This is a genomic window from Azospirillum humicireducens, from assembly GCF_001639105.2.
In the GTDB taxonomy this organism is placed as follows: Bacteria; Pseudomonadota; Alphaproteobacteria; order Azospirillales; family Azospirillaceae; genus Azospirillum; species Azospirillum humicireducens.
This window is the reverse complement of record NZ_CP015285.1, coordinates 3025759-3046276: the sequence shown is the minus strand read 5'-3', so window position 1 is coordinate 3046276 and position 20518 is coordinate 3025759. Positions and strand designations below refer to the sequence as shown.

At 66.0% G+C, this 20518-nt stretch carries 14 protein-coding genes; 5 read left to right on the top strand and 9 right to left on the bottom strand.

What is annotated here, in order from left to right; translation table 11 throughout:
- Nucleotides 1-34 precede the first annotated feature (34 nt).
- Genes A6A40_RS14190 through cyoA form a run of 5 tightly spaced genes read right to left on the bottom strand, consistent with a single transcriptional unit; the run spans nucleotide 35 to nucleotide 4996 of the window.
- On the bottom strand, nucleotides 35-805 hold the full coding sequence (locus A6A40_RS14190) for an SURF1 family protein (RefSeq protein WP_063635953.1): 771 nt from the start codon (nucleotides 803-805) through the stop codon (nucleotides 35-37).
- On the bottom strand, nucleotides 802-1215 hold the full coding sequence (gene cyoD / locus A6A40_RS14185) for a cytochrome o ubiquinol oxidase subunit IV (RefSeq protein ID WP_063635952.1): 414 nt from the start codon (nucleotides 1213-1215) through the stop codon (nucleotides 802-804). The genes A6A40_RS14190 and cyoD overlap by 4 nt, the downstream gene beginning before the upstream one ends.
- Nucleotides 1212-1871, bottom strand: a complete 660-nt coding sequence (gene cyoC / locus A6A40_RS14180) for a cytochrome o ubiquinol oxidase subunit III (RefSeq protein ID WP_418208602.1) — start codon at nucleotides 1869-1871, stop codon at nucleotides 1212-1214. The genes cyoD and cyoC overlap by 4 nt, the downstream gene beginning before the upstream one ends.
- 3 nt (nucleotides 1872-1874) lie before the next feature.
- On the bottom strand, nucleotides 1875-3872 hold the full coding sequence (gene cyoB, locus A6A40_RS14175; RefSeq protein WP_063635951.1) for a cytochrome o ubiquinol oxidase subunit I: 1998 nt from the start codon (nucleotides 3870-3872) through the stop codon (nucleotides 1875-1877).
- 14 nt (nucleotides 3873-3886) lie between these two features.
- Nucleotides 3887-4996 (bottom strand): ubiquinol oxidase subunit II, encoded by a 1110-nt coding sequence (gene cyoA, locus A6A40_RS14170; RefSeq protein WP_063635950.1) that lies wholly within the window; start codon nucleotides 4994-4996, stop codon nucleotides 3887-3889.
- A gap of 181 nt (nucleotides 4997-5177) precedes the next feature.
- Between cyoA and A6A40_RS14165 the strand changes: the two genes are divergently transcribed.
- On the top strand, nucleotides 5178-6488 hold the full coding sequence (locus A6A40_RS14165; RefSeq protein WP_063635949.1) for an MFS transporter: 1311 nt from the start codon (nucleotides 5178-5180) through the stop codon (nucleotides 6486-6488).
- Between the two features lie 99 nt (nucleotides 6489-6587).
- Here A6A40_RS14165 and A6A40_RS14160 read toward each other — a convergent pair whose 3' ends face one another.
- Nucleotides 6588-7262, bottom strand: coding sequence for a phage tail protein (locus tag A6A40_RS14160; protein WP_158279288.1), 675 nt, complete (start codon nucleotides 7260-7262; stop codon nucleotides 6588-6590).
- A gap of 139 nt (nucleotides 7263-7401) precedes the next feature.
- Complete coding sequence (locus A6A40_RS14155; RefSeq protein WP_063635948.1) at nucleotides 7402-8868, bottom strand: glycosyltransferase family 87 protein; 1467 nt, start codon at nucleotides 8866-8868, stop codon at nucleotides 7402-7404.
- 404 nt (nucleotides 8869-9272) lie between these two features.
- Here A6A40_RS14155 and A6A40_RS14150 point away from each other — a divergent pair, with 404 nt between their 5' ends.
- Both A6A40_RS14150 and putA read left to right on the top strand, forming a co-directional pair.
- Nucleotides 9273-9890 (top strand): metal-dependent hydrolase, encoded by a 618-nt coding sequence (locus A6A40_RS14150; protein ID WP_063635947.1) that lies wholly within the window; start codon nucleotides 9273-9275, stop codon nucleotides 9888-9890.
- A 372-nt stretch (nucleotides 9891-10262) separates the two neighbouring features.
- Nucleotides 10263-13976 (top strand): trifunctional transcriptional regulator/proline dehydrogenase/L-glutamate gamma-semialdehyde dehydrogenase, encoded by a 3714-nt coding sequence (gene putA / locus A6A40_RS14145; protein ID WP_108546693.1) that lies wholly within the window; start codon nucleotides 10263-10265, stop codon nucleotides 13974-13976.
- Between the two features lie 137 nt (nucleotides 13977-14113).
- Here putA and A6A40_RS14140 read toward each other — a convergent pair whose 3' ends face one another.
- Entirely contained in the window at nucleotides 14114-16084 is a 1971-nt protein-coding gene (locus A6A40_RS14140) for a PhoX family protein (protein WP_063635945.1), read from the bottom strand.
- A 386-nt stretch (nucleotides 16085-16470) separates the two neighbouring features.
- Here A6A40_RS14140 and A6A40_RS14135 point away from each other — a divergent pair, with 386 nt between their 5' ends.
- Nucleotides 16471-17622 (top strand): MFS transporter, encoded by a 1152-nt coding sequence (locus A6A40_RS14135; protein WP_063635944.1) that lies wholly within the window; start codon nucleotides 16471-16473, stop codon nucleotides 17620-17622.
- Here the strand turns inward: A6A40_RS14135 and A6A40_RS14130 are convergent, their stop codons facing one another.
- Nucleotides 17623-18906 carry a family 4 glycosyl hydrolase gene (locus A6A40_RS14130; RefSeq protein WP_063635943.1) on the bottom strand — a complete coding sequence of 428 codons (1284 nt, stop codon included), beginning with the start codon at nucleotides 18904-18906 and terminating at the stop codon, nucleotides 17623-17625. It lies immediately after the preceding gene.
- A gap of 209 nt (nucleotides 18907-19115) precedes the next feature.
- On the opposite strand from A6A40_RS14130, the gene A6A40_RS14125 reads away from it, so the two are divergent.
- A complete protein-coding gene (locus A6A40_RS14125) occupies nucleotides 19116-20480 on the top strand; it encodes a GH1 family beta-glucosidase (protein WP_063635942.1) in 1365 nt (454 codons plus the stop codon).
- The last annotated feature ends 38 nt before the right edge of the window (nucleotides 20481-20518 follow it).

The window sequence follows — 20518 nt, the reverse complement described above, 5'->3', positions numbered from 1 at the left end:
TTTAGCAGGCCCGTTTTCAGTTGCGGCCCTTGTTCTAGGTCCGTCTGCGCCGCATCTCGCTGCGGATCACGAACAGGACGGCGGCGATCAGCATCAGGTCGAGCGCGAACCAGGTCAGCGCATAGCCGAGATGGCTGTTGGGGAAGCTGACCACGGTCAGGCCGCCGACCGGCCAGCCGCCGGGATTGCGGGTGCCGTCGGCATCGATGAAATAGGGGGCGGTTCGCTCAAGCCCCTTGGCGGCGGCGATGGCGGCGACGTCGCGGGAATACCAGCGGTCGGCGGCCGGATCGTTGCTGCGCAGGAAGCCGCCCTTCGGCTCGGCGATGCGCAGAAGTCCGGCGACGGTCACGGTGCCCTGCGGCTGTCCGTCGGCACGGGCCGCGGGATCGCGCTTTTCAGGCGGCACGAAGCCGCGGTTGACCAGGACGGTGAAGCCGCGGTCGGTGGCCAGCGGCGTCAGCACCCAGAAGCCGCCGCCGAGGTCGGAGACGGCCTGCACCAGCGTTTCGCGGTCGTGCAGGAAACGGCCGGTCACGGCGACCCGCCGGTATTCGGCCGATGCCGCGGAAACGGCCGGCCAGGACTCCGGCCCTGGTGCGGGCACCGGGGAGGCGTGGATTCGCGCCTCCACCCGCTCGATCAGGTCGAGCTTCCAGGCCCGCCTTTCGAGCTGCCAGACGCCCAGCGCCGTCAGGCCGGCGATGCCGGCCAGCGCCAGAAGGCCGAAGAGGGCCAGCGCCCAGACCGGGCGGGCCCCCTTGGCGGTGCCGCCCGCGTGGGGCGCGGACGGCTGTCCGGTCACGGCAGCTTGCTCACATCCGGGGTCATGCCCGGCATCATGTTGTGGTTCATGTGGTACATCACCCACAGCGAACCGGCGAACATGATGACCACGACGATGATCGTGAAGATCATCGCCAGCATCGACCAGCCGCCTTCGACGCGGCCGTTCATGTGCAGGAAATACACCATGTGAACGACGATCTGGACCACGGCGAGCGCCAGGATGACGGCCGTGGTGGTCTCCTTGTCCAGGGTGCCGTTCATGACCAGCCAGAACGGAATGACCGTCAGGATCACCGACAGGACGAAACCGATCATGTAGCTGCCGAAGGTGCCGTGGGCGCCTTCCGGGTGACCATGGCCATGATCGTCGTGGCCGTGACCGTGGCCCTGATGGGCGTGGTGGTCGCCGTGCGCGTGGGTGCTCATCGCAGCACTCCCATCAGATAGACGTAGGTGAAGACACCGATCCAGATCACGTCCAGGAAGTGCCAGAACATGCTGAGGCACATCAGGCGGCGGCGGTTGGCCGGGATCAGGCCGCGGCGGGCGACCTGGACCATCAGCGTCACCAGCCAGATGCAGCCGAAGGTGACGTGCAGGCCGTGGGTGCCGACCAGCGTGAAGAAGGCCGACAGGAAGGCGCTGCGGCCGGGGCCGGCCCCCTCGTGGATCAGGTGCGCGAACTCGTACAGCTCGATGCCCAGGAAGGCGAGGCCGAACAGCAGCGTCACGACCAGCCAGCCCTGGGTCTGGGCGGTGCGGCCCTTCTCCATCGCCAGCATGGCGAAGCCGTAGGTGATGGAGGAGAACAGCAGCATCGCCGTGTTCAGCGCCACCAGATTGAGGTCGAACAGCTCCTTGGGCGTCGGGCCGGCGGCGTAGCTGGTGCCCAGCACGCCATAGGTCGCGAACAGCACCGCGAAGATGAGGCAGTCGCTCATCAGGTAGATCCAGAAGCCCAGTGCGGTGCTGGCGGCTTCGTGGGCGTGCTCGTCCCTCACATGGAAGACGGGCGGGGTGGCGTCGCGCGGGGCATCGTGCCCCGCGTGGCCGCCATGCATGGCTTCAACGGTCGTCGTCATGCTTTACACCTGTCCCGCGAGCAGACGGGTCCGCTCGTTCTCGGTCGCCACGACCTCCTCCACCGGGATGTGGAAGTCGCGGTTGTAGTTGAAGGTATGGCTGATGGCGACCACCAGCAGGCCGATGAAGCTCAGCGCCGCCAGCCACCAGATGTGCCAGACCAGGGCGAAGCCCAGCACCGTGCTGATGCCGGCCAGGATCACGCCGGTGCCGGTGTTGGCGGGCATGTGGATCGGACGGAAGCCTTCCAGCGGACGGGCATAGCCGCGCTTCTTCATGTCCCACCACGCGTCATTGTCGTGGATCATCGGCGTGAAGGCGAAGTTGTAGTCCGGCGGCGGCGAGGAGGTCGCCCATTCCAGGGTGCGGCCGTCCCACGGATCGCCGGTGACGTCGACCAGCTGGCGGCGCTTCAGGACGCTGACGGCGATCTGGACCAGGAAGGCACCGATGCCCATGGCGATCAGGACGGCGCCGACCGCGGCGATCTGGAACCAGATCTGCAGCGACGGGTCCTCGAACACGCGCAGGCGGCGGGTCACGCCCATCAGGCCCAGGACATAGAGCGGCATGAAGGCGGCGTAGAAGCCGATCACCCAGCACCAGAAGGACACCTTGCCCCAGAACGGATCCAGGCGGAAGCCGAAGGCCTTGGGCCACCAGTAGTAGATGCCGGCGAACAGGCCGAACAGCACGCCGCCGATGATGACGTTGTGGAAGTGGGCGATCAGGAACAGGCTGTTGTGCAGCACGAAGTCGGCCGGCGGAACCGCCAGCAGCACGCCGGTCATGCCGCCGATCACGAAGGTCAGCATGAAGGCGACCGTCCACATCATCGGCAGCTCGAACCGGATGCGGCCGCGGTACATGGTGAACAGCCAGTTGAAGATCTTCGCACCCGTCGGGATCGAGATGATCATCGTCGTGATGCCGAAGAACGAGTTCACGCTGGCGCCCGACCCCATGGTGAAGAAGTGGTGCAGCCACACCAGGTAGGACAGGATGGTGATGACGACGGTCGCGTAGACCATCGAGGTGTAGCCGAACAGCTTCTTGCCGCAGAAGGTGGAGGTCACTTCCGAGAAGATGCCGAAGCAGGGCAGGATCAGGATGTAGACTTCCGGGTGGCCCCAGATCCAGATCAGGTTCACGTACATCATGGGGTTGCCGCCCATGTCGCTCGTGAAGAAGTGGGTGCCGACATAGCGGTCCAGCGACAGCAGGACCAGCACCGCGGTCAGGACCGGGAAGGAGGCGACAATCAGGACGTTGGTGCAGAGCGAGGTCCAGGTGAAGACCGGCATCTTCATCATGGTCATGCCGGGGGCGCGCATCTTCACGATCGTGCAGATCAGGTTGATGCCCGACAGCGTCGTTCCGACGCCCGCCACCTGCAAGGCCCAGATGTAATAGTCGACGCCGACGTCGGGACTGGCCTCGATCCCCGACAGCGGCGGATAGGCCAGCCAGCCGGTGCGCGCGAACTCGCCCACGAACAGCGAGATCATGATCAGCACGGCGCCGCCGACGGTCATCCAGAAGCTGAAATTGTTCAGGAACGGGAAGGACACGTCGCGCGCGCCGATCTGCAGCGGCACGACATAGTTCATCAGCCCCGTCACCAGCGGCATGGCGACGAAGAAGATCATGATCACACCGTGGGCGGTGAAGACCTGATCGTAGTGGTGGGCGTTGAGGTAGCCCTCGCTGCCGTTGAAGGCGATGGCCTGCTGGGCGCGCATCATGATGGCGTCGGCGAAGCCGCGCAGCAGCATGATCAGGCCCAGGATCATGTACATGATGCCGATGCGCTTGTGGTCGACGGTGGTGAACCACTCCCGCCACAGATAGCCCCACAGCTTGAAGTAGCTGAGGGCCGCGACCAGCGCGATGCCGCCGAGCATGACCGCGAAGAAGGTCGCGACCACGATCGGCTCGTGATAGGGGAAGGAGTTCAGGCTGAGGCGCCCGAACAGGAAGGTCGTCAGTGTCTCAAGCATGCCGGTGTGCCCAATCAGGGATTGGCCAGCCGCTGCGGTCCGGCCGTGACGGCGGACGCGCTGATCGGCGTGACGGTGGGGCGCTGCACGGCGCCCGAGTTTGCGGCGGCTTCAACCGCCTCGGCGACGGTGCACAGGCCGGTCGGCTGCGTGTCCGGGAAGCCGGTCAGCGTGTTGGCCCGCAGGATCCCGTTGGCCGCGGCCATGCCGCCGGCGTTCAGCCCGCCCGCACGGTCGATGGCGGCCATGTCGCTCATGCACATGGTGCCGGGACGCACGCACAGGTTCACGACGGCGTTGAACAGCTTCGGATCGACGGTGCCGAAATGCTGGACCGGAACGGCCTCGCTCGGCTTCTCGAGCGCGAGATAGGCGGTGCGGTCGAGCGGGTTGGCCGCCGACTTCACCTTGGCCACCCAGCCGTCGAAATCCTGGTTCGACAGGCCGTGGAAGGCGAAGCGCATGTGCGAGAAGCCCGCGCCGCTGTAGTTGGACGAGAAGCCCTTGTAGGTCCCCGGCTCGTTGATCACGGCGTGGAGCTTCGTCTCCATGCCCGGCATGGCGTAGATCATGCCCGCCAGCGCCGGAACATAGAAGGAGTTCATCACCGTCGAGGCGGTGAGGCTGAAGCGGATGGGCCGGTCCACCGGCGCCGCCATCTCGTTCACGGACGCGATGCCGTATTCGGGATAGACGAACAGCCATTTCCAGTCGAGCGCCACCACCTGCACCTCCAGCGGCTTCACGCCGGCAGGAACGGGCTTGCCGGCCGCGATGCGGTCGAGCGGACGGTAGGGGTCGAGCTTGTGGGTGGTGACCCAGGTGATGGCCCCCAGGCAGATGATGATCAGCAGCGGGGCTGCCCAGATCACCAGTTCGAGCTGCGTCGAATGGTCCCAGTCCGGTTCGTAGCGGGCTGTGTTATTCGACTGACGGTAACGCCAGGCGAACAGCACGGTAAGCGCCATGACCGGGACAATGATCAGCAGCATCAGCAGGGTGGAGATGACCACGAGGTCTCCCTGCTGGCTGGCAACGTCGCCGGCCGGGTTCAGCACGACCAGGTTGCAGCCACTCAACGCCGCCATCACTGGCAGCAGGGCGATTGCGCGATAACGGCTCAAGGCAGGACCTGTATCGAAGGTTTGCTTTGGGGAGACAGCTAACGTCCATGCCCCAGCGGCGACATTGGACAATTTGTCCAATGCCCCGACTCCTGCGCGCTTGACAGATCATCGACTGTTGCGGTGACATATTGTATGATCTACGGATCATCGCAAGCGAAATAACGCAGCCGGGGCCGACATGACGACTTCATCGATTGCGGCGGTCGAACGGGATGCGAAGCTGGTGAACGCACGGCATCACGGGGTGAATCCCGGAGAAATTGCCATCGGCGTGATCATCGGCCGAACCTCCGAATTCTTCGACTTCTTCGTTTACGCCATTGCTTCCGTGATCGTCTTTCCGAAGCTGGTGTTCCCCTATGTCGATCCGCTGACGGGCACCCTTTGGTCTTTCGCCATCTTCGCGCTGGCCTTCGTTGCGCGGCCGATCGGCACCTTCATCTTCATGGCCATCGATGACAGTTACGGGCGCAGCGCCAAGCTGACCATCGCCCTGTTCCTGCTGGGCGGGTCGACGGTGGCGCTGGCCTTCCTGCCGGGATACGAGGCGATCGGCGTCGCATCCGCCTGGCTGCTGGCGGCGTCCCGCGTCGGGCAGGGCGTGGCGCTGGGCGGCACCTGGGATGGGCTGGCCTCGCTGCTGGCGATGAACGCGCCGGCGAACAAGCGCGGCTGGTATGCGATGATCCCGCAGCTGGGCGCGCCCATCGGCCTGATCGTGGCGAGCGGCCTGTTCGCCTACATGGTCAACAGCCTGTCGGCGGAGGATTTCTTCGCCTGGGGCTGGCGCTATCCCTTCTTCGTCGCCTTCGCAATCAATGTGGTGGCCCTGTTCGCCCGGCTGCGTCTGGTCCAGACGCCGGAGTTCGAGCGGCTGTTCACGAACCGCGAACTGCAGCCCGCCCCGGTGATCGAGACGCTGCAGATGGAGGGCAAGCGCGTGGTGATCGGCGCCTTCGCGCCGCTGGCCAGCTTCGCCCTGTTCCACATGGTCACCGTCTTCCCGCTGTCCTGGATCTTCCTGAACGCGCAGCACGAGACCGGGGCCTTCCTGGTGATCGAGGTGATCGCCGCCGCCTTCGGCATCGCCGCCATCGTCGCGTCCGGCTACATCGCCGACCGGGTCGGGCGGCGGACCCTGCTGGGCAGCTGCGCCGCCGCCATCGCGGTGTTCAGCGGCTTCGCCCCGCTGCTGCTCGATGCCGGGCAGACGGGCGAGGCGGTGTTCATGGTGGTTGGCTTCGTCATCCTCGGCCTGTCCTTCGGCCAGTCGTCGGGCTCGGTGGCGTCGGGCTTCAGCCAGCAATACCGCTATACCGGCTCGGCCATGACCTCCGATCTGGCCTGGCTGTTCGGGGCGGGCTTCGCGCCCTTCGTCGCGCTGTACCTGTCCAGCCAGTTCGGGCTGGTCGCGTCCGGCCTCTACCTGCTGTCCGGTGCGGTCTGCACTCTGGTGGCGCTGCGGATCAACAAGACGCTGTCCTCTTGAGCCGAAGTCCTGGTCCATGGGCTGTGTGCGATGTAGCCCGCGCGCATGGGCAATTCAGAATGGCTCCCGGCGGTTGCCGGGAGCCGTCAAACATCGAGATCAATTCGGAGGGGAGTAATATCCCTTCGCAGAGATACAAGCCGTCAGACCAAAAACTTGCGGCTGGATAGTGATTGGACGTTGCTGCGTGGTGTTGATATTGGTCTCTTCAGGAAGATCCGCTTTGTTCAGCGATATTCCCTGTCCTTCGGACCCTGCAAACATTTTTATGGGATTGCCGGAGCTATCCACAGGATTTGCCGAGATATAACTGCTTGTGGTCGCGGTGGTTGCCGTCGGCGGCAGGCTGCTTAGGATGATCGGTGTGGAACCCCCGCCTGAGTCGAGCAGATGAGTATGCGCCGGTAATTCCATGCCATCCAGCCTGATTCTTGCTGATCCTACTGCTTCACCGAGAGTATAGGAAGAGTGCATCTCGTCACTGGGGCTTACAGGGCCGGTCCCTACAGGGGAGCGGCCATTTAGATTTGGTAAATTAAACGTACCGCTGGTTTCAGATCCGCCGTAAATCATGCCAATTGTTGCATAAAGAGCCGGATAATCACGTATTTTTTGAGTTGAGCCATTTGCTGAAAGATGTCCTTCTGGGCAATACTTTCCTGCGGTGAAGCATATTGATCCGGCGTATGAATCTACAGAGCAGCTTGCCATTGATGAATTGGCGGTCGCCATAAGATATATAATAGAAAAAGCAATCATACCGATTTTTTTCATTATGCAGTACTCCATTTCAGGAAATAAATTTGAACAGGCAACAATCTTTATTATTTTTATCTCACACTTAATCAATCAACAAATTTCATCGAAATGACAGATACAATTAGGGGATTTAAAGTTATAATATAGAGCAATTCTAATCATATGTGCGCGAGATGACGCCTTGTCCGCGCTGTGCATGCGACGGCGCCGTCCGTCCATCCGTGGCGACCAGAAGCAGGAGAACCACCAGGCCCGTGAAGAACTGATAGGACTGCAGGATGTTCAATGGGCCGTCCGCCAGACTGCTCAGCGGATGGAAGAAGTCGTTGCTCATGATCGCGAAGGCGACGCCCAGAACCAGCAGGTCCCGCAGGCCGTGGGGAATGCCCCGCCGCGCGCGGTCGATCAGGACGAACAGCAGGAAGGCGAAGGCCGGCAGCATCACCCCGTAATGCGGCACCCAGGAAATCGGGGATCCCATGGTGAAGCACAGCCCCGCCACCAGGAAGGATGCAAGCCGGTCGCCCGCCCGCGCGCTGCCGCCGAACTGCCACAGCAGGCCGAACAGAAAGAACAGGAGGCCCGACAGCAGCGTCACCGCATGCACCAGCGGGTGGTAGGGGGCGAAAGCGCTGCCCCGCCATTCGGCGTCGCCGTTGGTCGTCGACAGCAGATTGGGGCCGTTCTGCAGCAGGCGGTGCAGCAGCCCGTTCACGGTCTGATTCGGAAAATAGCTCTCGCCATGCTGGCCGAGGAAGGAAAGGACATCCAGGTAGTGCAGCGACGGTCCGAAGCCGTAGAGCGCGCAGGCCGCGGCGAAGCCCGGCCCCACCACCGCCGCCCAGCCGGCCGCGAAGCGCCATTCCCGGCGGATCAGCGCCCAGACCAGGAACAGCGACATCTGCGGCTTGATCAGGGTCGATGCGCCGAGAAGGGCGCCGGCGAGCGCCCGCCGGTCGCGCAGGAAGAACAGGGCGGCGAAGATGAAGGCGGTGTTCAGCCAAACCTGGATCTGGCCGACGGCGAACGCCTTCACGATCGGGTAGAAGCAGAGGGTTCCGACGATGCCCAGAGCCGCCAGGGTGAGCCGTCCGATGCCGTCGCGTACCGTCCGGGCATATCCCATGCTGAGTGCCAGGTCTCGCATCAGCAGGGCCATGCCGACAGCCGCGGCGGCGACCATCAGCAGATTGGCAAGGGCGTAGACGCGCAGGTGCAGCAGGCCCACCGCCGACATCGCCTCCATCACCAGCAGCGAGGTCAGCGGGTACTGGAACTTCACGCGCTGGGTGAAGAAGACCGCGTCGTAGACATTGCCGTTCCCGTGGTCGCGCAGCCATGTGAAGGCGGTCATCATCGGCTCCCAGGAATCGAGCGGGAGCCGTTCCGGCGAACCGGCGAAGATCAGGATCAGGACGTCCCAGACCGTCGTATCCCCGGTTCCGCCGTCCAGATAGGGCCGGAACACGACACCGAGCAGGGTATCGGCGCACAGCACGAACAAGAAAGCGACAACCAGAACCCAGGCTGCAAACCTGTGGGCGCGGTTCGGGTCTTCCGCCAATCCGATGCAGCCCTGCGGGGTGCCGTCCGCGGCACGCGAGACTCCCTCCGATGCCATCGATGTCCACTCCCTGGCGTTTCTTGCGGCTTTGTTCGCCGTGAGGCCGCAAAAATACGCCGGGAGGCAGGGGTTCGGGAATGTGCCCTACCCGTGCCGGACCGGAGTAATGCCATTGACCGCCGGCACTCCGCGGCGGTAGCCGAGTACCAAGGTCACTCGCCGGACGGCCCGTTCGGGCAGTGGCGGGTGCGGGCAACGTCCGTCGGGGCGCGCGCAGCGGCCACCGGCAACCCACCGTTGCCGGACGCATGGAGGTTATGCGTTTAAGGAATCCCTCGGTCCTGCTTGCAGTATTGTTCTGGAGGCGAAGAATATCATAAGGTCAAGCTACCCCCATTTCGGGCTTGGCGCAGACCAGGTTCCGACAGAGACCAGATCAAGGCCCCCGGTGACCGACGGTGATGGCGTCCTCTCACATAATCGTCGGTGGCGCCACCTGGTTCTACCTGTCGAGCCGGTATGGGATGACCTTCGACCCGGTCGCCTTCGGCGCGGCGATTCTGGGGGCGCTGGCGCCGGACATCGACCATCCGAAATCGACTCTCGGACAGATGGTGAAGCCGCTGTCCACCGCGGTCTCCAACATCTTCGGACATCGCGGCGTCACCCATTCGGCGCTCGCCATCGCCGGATGCCTGTGGGTCCTGCATGAGCATGCAGCCTACCAGCATCTGCTGATCCCCTTCATCGTCGGCTACCTCACCCATCTGGCCGGCGACCTGCTGACGCCGGCCGGGCTGCCGCTGCTGTGGCCGATCAAGCGGCGGCGCAACTTCGCCCTGCCTGTGCTGAAGACCGGCGGCTTTTCCGAACAACTGGCGGTGACGCTGATGGCGGGCTGGATGATCTCCGGCCTGTTCGCCGGCGGCTGGCCGCAGTTCCCGTTGGAACGCCCCTGGCGCTCGGTCGTCGCCGCGGCGCAGACCTATCTTGGAGAGGGCGGCGGCGAGAAGGTCGCGCCTCCCATGCCCGTGCGCAAGCCGCCCGAAAGCAGCCGTACGAAACCTCTGAAGGGTTGATCGCGGCCCATTTGGGTGTCTTTCCTCCATAGCCGATGATTGCCCGAACACCGCCCGTCAATTCCGACGGATTTGCGGCCGTGCAGCGACATTTCCAAATTTTGTTCTGCCATATCGAAGGGGCGCTCGGCCCGAAATCAAAAACAGGAAGTATGTTCTGAGATTCCGCCGGAATACCAAAATTCTATTCGGTGTTTGCCAGAATTATCAGAATTAAACTCTGTTTAATCGGCGAAATACCAGATGGAAAGGAATCGGGAAAATCGGTTAGCCTGACAGGCATGGGACCGGCCTTGCGCAGTGCCGGCCATGAGCTTTCCAAAGCCTCCGCCCCTGCCTCCCCCGCCCAGAGCCAGCCACGCGATGAACCAGATGACCGACCAGAGCGTTGCCCCCGCCTCCGAGTCCGCTCTCTCCAGTGGAGCCGGTCCCTTCACCGCCTTCGCCCCCGTCGTCCGTCCGGCCGGTCCGCTGCGACAGGCGATCACCGCCGCCTACCGCCGGCCGGAGCCGGACTGCGTGGCGTGGCTGGTCGGGCAGGCGACTCTGCCGGCCGAAGTGACCGCGGCGGCGGCCCAGACCGCCCGCTCGCTGATCGCGGCGCTGCGCGCCAAGCCGCAAGGGCGCGGGGTGGAGGGGCTGATCCACGAATACAGCCTGTCGAGCCAGGAAGGCGTGGCGCTGATGTGCCTGGCGGAGGCGCTGCTGCGCATCCCCGACCGCGCCACCCGCGACGCGCTGATCCGCGACAAGATCTCCGGCGGCGACTGGCGCGCCCATCTCGGCAACAGCCCGTCGCTGTTCGTCAATGCCGCGACCTGGGGGTTGCTGGTCACGGGCAAGGTGACGGGCGTGCTGGGTGGCGAGCAGGCGTTGTCATCGGCGCTGACCAAGCTGATCCTGCGCGGCGGCGAGCCGCTGATCCGCCGCGGCGTCGATTTCGCCATGCGGATGATGGGCGAGCAGTTCGTCACCGGCCAGACCATCGACGAGGCGCTTTCCAACAGCCGCAAGATGGAGGCGGAGGGCTTCCGCTATTCCTATGACATGCTGGGCGAGGCGGCGACGACCGCCGCCGACGCCGACCGTTACTACGCCGACTATGAGACGGCGATCCACGCCATCGGCAAGGCGTCGGCCGGGCGCGGCATCTATGACGGTCCCGGCATCTCGATCAAGCTGTCGGCCCTGCATCCGCGCTATTCCCGTGCCCAGGCCGACCGGGTGATGGCGGAGCTGCTGCCGCGCGTGACCGAGCTGGCCCGGCTGGCCCGCCGCTACGACATCGGCCTGAACATCGATGCCGAGGAGGCCGACCGGCTGGAGCTGTCGCTCGATCTGCTGGAATCGCTGTGCTTCGACCCGGATCTGAAGGGCTGGAACGGCATCGGCTTCGTCGTGCAGGCCTATGGCAAGCGCTGCCCCTACGTCATCGACTTCATCGTCGATCTCGCCCGGCGCAGCGGCCACCGGCTGATGGTCCGGCTGGTGAAGGGGGCCTATTGGGACAGCGAGATCAAGCGCGCCCAGGTCGACGGGCTGGAGGATTTCCCGGTCTACACCCGCAAGCTGCACACCGACGTGTCCTATGTCGCCTGCGCCCGCCGGCTGCTGGCGGCGCCGGATGCGGTGTTCCCGCAATTCGCCACCCACAACGCCCAGACCCTGGCGACCATCTACCGGATGGCCGAGCAGATGAACCCCGCCGGCTTCCAGGTCGGCCAATACGAGTTCCAGTGCCTGCACGGCATGGGCGAGCCGCTCTACAAGGAAGTCGTCGGCCCCCTGAAGCGGCCCTGCCGCGTCTATGCGCCGGTCGGCACGCACGAGACCCTGCTGGCCTATCTGGTCCGCCGCCTGCTGGAGAACGGCGCCAACAGCTCCTTCGTCAACCGCATCGCCGACAAGAGCGTATCCATCGACGATCTGGTCGCCGACCCGGTGGCGCAGGCCCGTGCCTCCCTGCCGGTGGGTCAGAAGAATCCGCTGATCGCCCTGCCGAAGGATCTCTTTGGACTGGAGCGGGCGAATTCCGCCGGCCTCGACCTGTCGAACGAGACCACGCTGGCCGAACTGTCCGCCGCGCTGCGCGACAGCGCCGCCGTCGCCTGGACCGCCGCCCCGCTGCTGGCGGACGGCGAGCGCACCGGAACCGCCCAGCCGGTGCTGAACCCGGCCGACCATCGCGACGTCGTGGGGCACTGCGTCGACGCCACGCCGGCCGACATCGCCGACGCCTTTCTGTTCGCCGAGGCTGCCGCTCCGGTCTGGGCGGCCACCACGCCGGCCGAGCGCGCCGCCTGCCTGTTCCGTGCCGCCGACGCGATGCAGGCGCGCATGCCGACCCTGCTCGGCCTGATCATCCGCGAGGCCGGCAAGTCCACAGCCAACGCAATCGCCGAGGTGCGCGAGGCCATCGACTTCCTGCGCTACTATGGCGCCCGCGTCCGCGACGGCTTCGCCAACGACACCCATCTGCCGCTGGGGCCGGTGGTCTGCATCAGCCCGTGGAACTTCCCGCTCGCCATCTTCTCCGGTCAGGTTGCGGCGGCGCTGGCTGCCGGCAACCCGGTGCTGGCCAAGCCGGCAGAGGAAACCCCGCTGGTCGCGGCGGAAGCGGTTCGCATCCTACGCGCTGCCGGCGTGCCGGCCGGTGCGGTGCAGCTTCTGCCCGGTGCCGGTCAGGTCGGCGCCGCCCTGGTCGGCCATGCCGGCACCCGCGCCGTGATGTTCACCGGCTCCACCGAGGTGGCCCGCCTGATCCAGCGCCAGCTTGCCGAACGCCTGTCGCCGCGGGGCGCGCCGATCCCGCTGATCGCCGAAACCGGCGGCCAGAACGCCATGATCGTCGACAGCTCCGCCCTGGCGGAGCAGGTGGTGGGCGATGTCATCGCCTCGGCCTTCGACAGCGCCGGGCAGCGCTGCTCGGCCCTTCGCATTCTCTGCCTGCAGGAGGATGTGGCCGACCGCACGCTGACCATGCTGAAGGGCGCGATGCGGGAGCTGCGCATCGGCAGTCCCGACCGGCTGGCCATCGACGTCGGCCCGGTCATCACCGCCGAGGCGCGCGACGGCATCATCCGCCACATCGAGGCGATGCGGGCCAAGGGGCGCCGGGTGGAGTCGCTGCCGCTGACGGATCAGACCGCCAACGGCACCTTCGTGGCGCCGACCATCATCGAGATCGACGGCATCGCCGACCTGGAGCGCGAAGTGTTCGGCCCGGTCCTGCATGTCCTGCGCTTCCGCCGCGACGATCTGGACCGGCTGGTCGATGCCATCAACGGCACCGGCTATGGCCTGACCTTCGGCCTGCACACCCGCATCGACGCCACCATCGACCGGGTGACCGGCCGGATCGAGGCCGGCAACCTGTACGTCAACCGCAACACCATCGGCGCGGTGGTGGGCGTACAGCCCTTCGGCGGCCATGGCCTGTCCGGCACCGGCCCGAAGGCCGGCGGTCCGCTGTACCTGTCCCGCCTGCTGTCCGTACGTCCGCCTCTCGACTTGGGCATGCGCGGCAGCGACGCCGTACGTGCGCCGGCCCACGCCTTCGCCGGCTGGCTGGCCGACCAGGGCAAGGCGACAATTGCCACCGACGTACGGTCGCTGGCGAAGCATTCCCCCGTCGGCGGCAGCGTCGAGCTGGCCGGCCCGGTGGGCGAGAGCAACATCTACAGCCTGATCCCGCGCGGCCGCATCCTGCTGCTGCCGCAGACGGAAGACGGGCTGTACCGGCTGCTGGGGGCGGCACTCGCCACCGGCAACGAGGTGGTGGTCGATGGCGACAGCGCCGTGACCGCCGGCTTGAAGAGCCTGCCGGCGGAGCTTTCGTCCCGTGTCCGGGTCAGCGCGAACTGGCTGTCCTTCGGCGCGCTGGCCGGTGCGCTGGTGGAGGGCGACGCCTCCCGCCTGCTGGCCGCCAACCGCCGCATCGCCGAACTGCCCGGCCCCATCGTCCTGACCCAGGGCGTGCCGGCCGGCGGCGAGGGGGTGGAAATCGCCTGGCTGATGAGCGAGCGCTCGCTCAGCACCAACACCACGGCGGCCGGCGGCAACGCCAGCCTTGTGGCGATGAGCTGAGGACGGGCGGGTGATGCCAGCGGTCGTCATCGACGAGCGCTGGCATGAGCTTCCCGATCTTAAGGGGCAGCCCATCGAAATCCCTCTCCCCAGAGGGAGAGGGAAAGCGACGGCGGCCGGTTGAGCAACCGAACGCCTTACGTCCCGATCACGCCGGCGTCTTGCTTGGTGATGGCGACGACGGACGGCCGCGGCGGCATGTTGGGCTTGAAGTCGGGCCAACGGGTCGCCGGATCTTCAAAGGTCGATTTGCGACCGAACGGCTTGTAAAGCTCGACACCGTCGGTGGCCGGGTGCTGCACCGCGACGAACAGGGTCTTGTCGTCGGGCGCGAACTCCGGCCCGCACATTTCCGCCCCCACCGGCACGCGGAAGAACATCATCGATTTGCCGCGCAATGCGCCTTCGGTCTCCACCGCGTAAACGCCATCGGCCTTGCCCGACGCCTTGAACCAGCCTTCACCCTGGTCGGTGGTGATCCACAGCCGGCCCTGGTGATCGACGGCGCAGTTGTCGGGGCAGGAGAACCAGCCATTGTCGGAGGTGGCGGGGTTGAACATCGCCCCCACCGCGCCGTCCTTGGGGTCGCCGCCCTTGAGCAGAATGCTCCAGGTGAACTTGGTGGCGGCGTGGTCGCCGTCCGGCGGCAGCATTTCCACCACCTGACCCCACAGGTTGCCGGCGCGGTCGTTGGCGGCGTCCACCTGTTCGGCCTTGCGGCGGGAGTTGTTGGTCAGCATGACGTAGATGGCGCCGGTCTTCGGGTTGACCTCGACGTCTTCCGGGCGGTCCATCTTGGTGGCGCCCAGCTTGTCGGCGGCAAGACGCGCCTTGATCAGCACTTCGCCCTGGTCCTTGAAGCCGGCGTCGGCGGTCAGGCCATTCTGGCCATGCACCAGCGGCAGCCATTCCAGCGAGCCGTCGGCGTTGTAACGGGCGACGTGCAGCACGCCGTCGTCCAGCAGCGTCATGTTGTGGGCGCGGTCGCCTTCGACGTACTTCTTGGCCGAGACGAATTTGTAGACGTAATCGAAGCGCTCGTCGTCGCCCATGTAGGCGACCACCCGCCCGTCCTTGTTGACGGCGACGGAGCAGGCCTCATGCTTGAAGCGGCCGAGCGCGGTGCGCTTGATCGGGGTGAAGGTCGGGTCGTAGGGGTCGATTTCGACGATCCAGCCGAAGCGGTTGGCTTCGTTGGGTTCCTTGGCGACGTTGAAGCGGTCGTGATAGACGCCCCAGTTGTACCACTTGCCGGGCACGCCGTAACGGTCGGCCTTGGGCTTTTCCTCATCCGACCAGAAATAGCCGTTGAAGTTTTCTTCCGTCGTCAGCCAGGTGCCCCACGGCGACATGCCGCCGGCGCAGTTGTTCAGCATGCCGCGGACCTTGGTCCCGGTCGGGTCGTAGGAGGTCTTCATCAGATCATGGCCGGCGGCGGGGCCGGAGATGGCACACACGGTCTCGCCGGTGATGCGGCGGTTGTACTTGGAGGCGGGATCATAGGTCCACTTGCCGCCGACCTTCTTCACCTCGACCACGCTGCCGCCGTGAGCGGCGATTTCGATATCGACCAGTTCCTTGGTCATCTTGGCGAATTTGGCTTCCTGCTGTTCGCCGCCCAGACCGGGGAACATCACTTCTTCGTCGGTGTACTCGTGATTGACGCACAGCAAGCCGTGATCGGGGGTCTTGGTCCCCCGCGGCAGCGGCGCGAAGCCGAGATAATCGTTGTTGTAGCCGAACTGCAGCGCCTGGGACGCCGCCGACTGCTTCAGCGGATCGAAGGCCGGGGCGCCGGGGACCACCGGGTCGCCCCAGCGAATCAGCACGTCGGCGCTGTAGCCGGGGGCGACGTGGTGGGTTTCATCGACGCCGAAGGCGACTTCCGAAAAGGTGAAGGACGGTTTGGCGGCTTCGGCAGCCGCTTCCTTCGACAGCGCCGCCAAAGCGGCGGGACCGGCGACGGCGGAAATGGCGGAAACCGCCAGCACGCCGCGCAGCATGTCGCGGCGGCCGAAGCGCGCGGCGATGATGTCGCCCATGGTCGGGTTTTCGGTCGGATTGCTGCCGATGTCTTCGGCGGCCTGATAGCCCTTGACGTCGCTCATGTCGCTAGTCCCCCAGGGTGGAAATTTGAGCGCACCATAGGCGGGGGACATGACAGCGATGTTACGGTAATGTTGGCGTTGAATGAAGGCGAGGAGTATGGGGCGCGCGACCTCCCGGTTGCCCCGATCGCGCGAGGGCAGTCGTACGCCGTCGTCGGTCCGAAGCAAGACCATGGATGTTTTTTCCTTTCCTGCCGGTCCGCCGGACGGTTTCGACGAATCCGGGCTCGCGCGACGGAGGGGGCCGAATCGATTGCTTGGCCGGTGATGGCGGTCGCGACCCTCTCCTCCGCCCGCGCATGCCTGCCATCACCCTTGCACTGCGGTACGCCCGCGGCCGATGCGGTTAAGGTCCTGAACCTTCATCGTCGCCGTTCGAGCCATCCATGCGTCTGATCTTCCTGCTCGGCCTCGCCGGGTTCGCCAGTGCCTTTTCCCTGCGCACCACCGATCCGATGCTGACGCTGATCGCCGACGACCTCGGCGTGACGGTGCGGCAGGCGGCGCTGCTGGCGTCGGCCTACACGCTGCCCTATGCGCTGATGCAGATCGTGCTTGGACCGGTCGGCGACGCAATCGGCAAGTCGCGGCTGGTGCGGCTGGCGCTGGCCGTGCTGACGGTCGGGCTGGCGCTGTCCACCATCGCGCCGACCTATGGCACGGTGATGGCCGGGCGCATCCTGGCCGGGGCCTTTGCCGGCGGCATCATCCCGGCCTCCATGGCGCTGATCGGCGACCGCGTGCCCTATGAGGAGCGCCAGATCGCGATCAGCCGCTTCCTGCTGGCGGTGATCCTGGGGCAGATGTCGGGCTCCGCCGTGTCGGGCGCGCTGGCCGAGGCGTTCGGCTGGCGCATGGTGTTCGGCCTGTCATCCGGTCTGACCGCGCTGATCTGCGTCGCCGCCCTGATCGGTCTGGCGCGGGAGGTGGAGACGCGATCGCCCCTGTCGGTGGCGGATGCGCAGCAGCGCTATGCCACGGTGCTGACCAATCCGGCTTCCCTGTTCGTCTTTGCCACGGTGGCGGCGGAAGGGTTGCTGATCTTCGGCGTCTTCCCCTTCGTGGCGCCGGTGCTGATCGAACATGGCGCGGCCGGCGCCTTTCAGGCCGGGCTGACCATCGCCGCCTTCGCCATCGGCGGCGTCGTCTACAGTGCCGTGGTGCGGCGGCTGATCGCCTCGCTCGGCCAGTGGGGCATGATGAAGGCCGGCGGGCTGGCGGCGGGGCTCTCCTATCTGGTCATCGCCTTTCCGGTGCCCTGGCCGGTGGTGAGCCTTGCCTTCCTGGTCGCCGGCTTCGGTTTCTACATGCTGCACAACACCATGCAGACCCAGGCGACGGAGCTGGCGCCGACCGCCCGCGGCTCGGCGCTGGCCCTGTTCGCGTCGAGCTTCTTCATCGGCCAGGGGATCGGCCCGGTGCTGTACGGCTATATCTCCACCCACACCGGCTTCGCGCCGCTGTTCCTGGGCGTCGGCGCGCTGACCGCCGGGCTGGGCTTCGCCTCGACCCGGCTGATCCGGCGGGGGCGGGCATAGTCAGAGACAGGGGCGGATGTAGGGCCGGTTCGCCTCCCACAGCTCGTCCAGGATGGCGACGGCGGCGGTGCTGGAATTGATGACGGGGTCGATCAGCAGGGCCTGCAGCGCAAGCTCCTTCGATCCGTGCAGCGCCGCCTCCACAGACAATTGCTGCACGTTGGCCTGGACCGACAGCAGCTTGACGATGCCGTCGGGCAGGCGGCCGAGCGAGACCGGATGGATGCCGGCGGCGTCTGCCATCAGCGGCACCTCCACCGCCAGCTCGTCGGGCAGGCCGGGGATGACGCCGCGGTTGATGACGATGCCGCTCTCGATGAAGCGCTTCTGGTTGTGCAGCTGGCCGGCGATCACCGCCACCGCCCGCTCGCCCCAGGACGGTTTGGTCCAGTCGTCGGGGATCGGCTTGCTGCCGTCGATCACCCCGTCCATCAGGTCGCGCAGGATGATGCGGCCGTCTTCGTCGTGGCGGAAGTCGAAGCCGTGCTCCCCGGCTTCCCAGCCATAGGGCAGGAATTCGCCGGTGTGGTCGTCGCTGGGCGTCACCCACAGGCCGAAGGCGTGGAACAGGCGCCGGGCCAGGGGCGTGAAGGACGGGTCGTGCGTCGCCTCCTTCTCGCGCAGCAGGGGGTAGAGGTCGCGCCCCGTCGCCTTCTCGCGGATCGCGGTCAGCCATTGGAAGTGGTTCAGCCCGGCGCCCCAGACATCGACCTCCTTCTCGGCCATGCCCAGGATCTGGCAGATGAACCAGCGCGCCAGGAAAATGCCGTGGCAGAGCCCCAGCGTCCGCACGGAGGTGCAGCGCGACAGGCCGAGCACGATGCGGCTTTCCGGGTTGGACAGGTTGATGAACAGCGCGTCGGGGCAGATCGCCTCGACGTCGCGGACGATGTCGACGATCAGCGGCAGGGTGCGCAGCGTGAAGAACAGCCCGCCGGGACCGCCGTTCTCGCCCAGAGTGTGGCGGATGCCGTGCTTCTTCGGCACCTCGAAATCCAGCCTCCACAGCCGGTTGCGGTCGATGGCGATGGCGCACAGTACGAAGCCGGCGCCCTGCAGGGCGGCCTTGCGGTCGGTGGTCTTCTCGATGGTGATGCCGGCACCACCGCGGCGGTTCAGCACGTCCGCCAGCGCCGCCATGCGGTCGAGCGCCTCCGGATTGGTGTCGACCAGCGTCAGGGTGCTGCCGGCCAACTCGGTGGTGGAGAACAGGTCCTGGAACAGGCTGAGCCCGAAGGCGGCGCTGCCCGCGCCGATGAAGACGATCCTGGTGGTGTTGGGCATGATGCGATTCCTCCGTTTTCGGAGCGGCTGGGCGCCGTCTTGTCGGAACAGGCTACGCCTTTCGGGCATGTCCGCACAGGGCTTGCATGCAACCACCTGCGGCTGCGCCACCGCGTCGCGCCCGGCCCCTTCGCGTGCTTGTCCCATGGCGAAGGGCCGCAGGGTGGGGCATGCTGGGGAAAACGAACCAACCCCGTGGGAGGAAATGAATGGACAGCTTCAGCCAGCCCGTGTCCCAGGCCGCCGATGCCAAGCCGCTGAGTTTCCCGCCGGATTTCCGCTGGGGGGCGTCGACCGCCTCCTACCAGATCGAAGGGGCGGTCGATGCCGACGGGCGCGGGCCTTGCGTGTGGGATACCTTTACCGCGCAAGGCCGCATCATGGATGGCAGCAGCGCCGCCGTCGCCTGCGATCATTACCACCGCTACCCGGAAGACATCGCGTTGATGAAGGCGGCGGGCTTCGACAGCTATCGCTTCTCGATTGCCTGGCCGCGCATCCTGCCGACGGGGACGGGGGCGGTGGAGACGCGCGGACTCGATTTCTACGACCGGCTGGTCGATGCGCTGCTGGAGGCGGGGATCACGCCGATGGCCTGCCTCTACCACTGGGATCTGCCGCAGCCGCTGGAGGATGCCGGCGGCTGGCAGGGGCGGGAGATCGTCGGCCCCTTCGCCGATTATGCCCGCATCGTCACCGCCCGGCTGGCCGATCGGGTCAAGACCTGGATGATGCTGAACGAGCCGAACGTGGTCGCCATCTTCGGCTATGGCGTGGGCGAGCATGCTCCCGGTCACAAGCTGGGCGAACAGGGCATCCTGCGGGCCCTGCACCACCAGAATCTGGCGCAGGGTGCCGCGCTCCGCGCCATCGCGGCGGAGCATTCCGGGCTGACGCTCGGCACCGTGCTCAACCTGCAGCCGGCAGTTCCCGACAGCGACCGGCCGGAGGATGTGGCCGCGACCGCCCGCTGGGACGCGGTGTGGAACCGGGTCGCGCTGGACGGGCTGATGCGCGGGCAAATCCCGGCGCTGCTGGCCGAAAAGATGGCTGAGTTCGTTCTGCCCGGCGATGAGGAGGCGATCCGCTACCCCATCGACCTTCTGGGCATCAACTACTACTCCCGCATGACGATGAAGCATGAGGATGGCCGGCCCTTCGATGTCGGCTGGGGCGAGGCGCAATGCCGGCGCTGGACGGGCATGGCCTGGCCGGTCCAGCCGGAGGGGCTTTACGACCTGCTGACCGAATTCCGCACCGATTACGGCAATCCCGCCGTCTTCATCGCGGAGAACGGCTGCGCCTATGACGACGTGGTGACGCCGGACGGCCAGATCCATGACGCGGAGCGTGTGCTGTACTATCGAGAGCATCTGGAATCGGTGGCGCAGGCGCTGGCCGACGGCTGCAACGTCAAGGGCTATCTGTGCTGGAGTCTGCTGGACAATTTCGAATGGGCCTTCGGCCTGTCGAAGCGGTTCGGCATCGTGCGCGTCGATTACGACACGCTGGACCGCATGCCGAAGGACAGCTACCGCTTCCTCGCCGAGGTTGTGAGAACGGGAAGGCTTTAAGCCTTTCTTCGCCCCTACCCCTGTACTTTTGTCAAGGC

What these genes read in the sequence shown, in the direction of transcription:
- cyoD (WP_063635952.1), bottom strand. Translation starts at nt 1,215, where the DNA reads ATGAGCACCCACGCGCACGGCGACCACCACGCCCATCAGGGCCACGGT.
- cyoC (WP_418208602.1), bottom strand. Translation starts at nt 1,871, where the DNA reads ATGACGACGACCGTTGAAGCCATGCATGGCGGCCACGCGGGGCACGAT.
- cyoB (WP_063635951.1), bottom strand. Translation starts at nt 3,872, where the DNA reads ATGCTTGAGACACTGACGACCTTCCTGTTCGGGCGCCTCAGCCTGAAC.
- A6A40_RS14165 (WP_063635949.1), top strand. Translation starts at nt 5,178, where the DNA reads ATGACGACTTCATCGATTGCGGCGGTCGAACGGGATGCGAAGCTGGTG.
- A6A40_RS14160 (WP_158279288.1), bottom strand. Translation starts at nt 7,262, where the DNA reads ATGAAAAAAATCGGTATGATTGCTTTTTCTATTATATATCTTATGGCG.
- A6A40_RS14155 (WP_063635948.1), bottom strand. Translation starts at nt 8,868, where the DNA reads ATGGCATCGGAGGGAGTCTCGCGTGCCGCGGACGGCACCCCGCAGGGC.
- A6A40_RS14150 (WP_063635947.1), top strand. Translation starts at nt 9,273, where the DNA reads ATGGCGTCCTCTCACATAATCGTCGGTGGCGCCACCTGGTTCTACCTG.
- putA (WP_108546693.1), top strand. Translation starts at nt 10,263, where the DNA reads ATGACCGACCAGAGCGTTGCCCCCGCCTCCGAGTCCGCTCTCTCCAGT.
- A6A40_RS14140 (WP_063635945.1), bottom strand. Translation starts at nt 16,084, where the DNA reads ATGAGCGACGTCAAGGGCTATCAGGCCGCCGAAGACATCGGCAGCAAT.
- A6A40_RS14135 (WP_063635944.1), top strand. Translation starts at nt 16,471, where the DNA reads ATGCGTCTGATCTTCCTGCTCGGCCTCGCCGGGTTCGCCAGTGCCTTT.
- A6A40_RS14130 (WP_063635943.1), bottom strand. Translation starts at nt 18,906, where the DNA reads ATGCCCAACACCACCAGGATCGTCTTCATCGGCGCGGGCAGCGCCGCC.
- A6A40_RS14125 (WP_063635942.1), top strand. Translation starts at nt 19,116, where the DNA reads ATGGACAGCTTCAGCCAGCCCGTGTCCCAGGCCGCCGATGCCAAGCCG.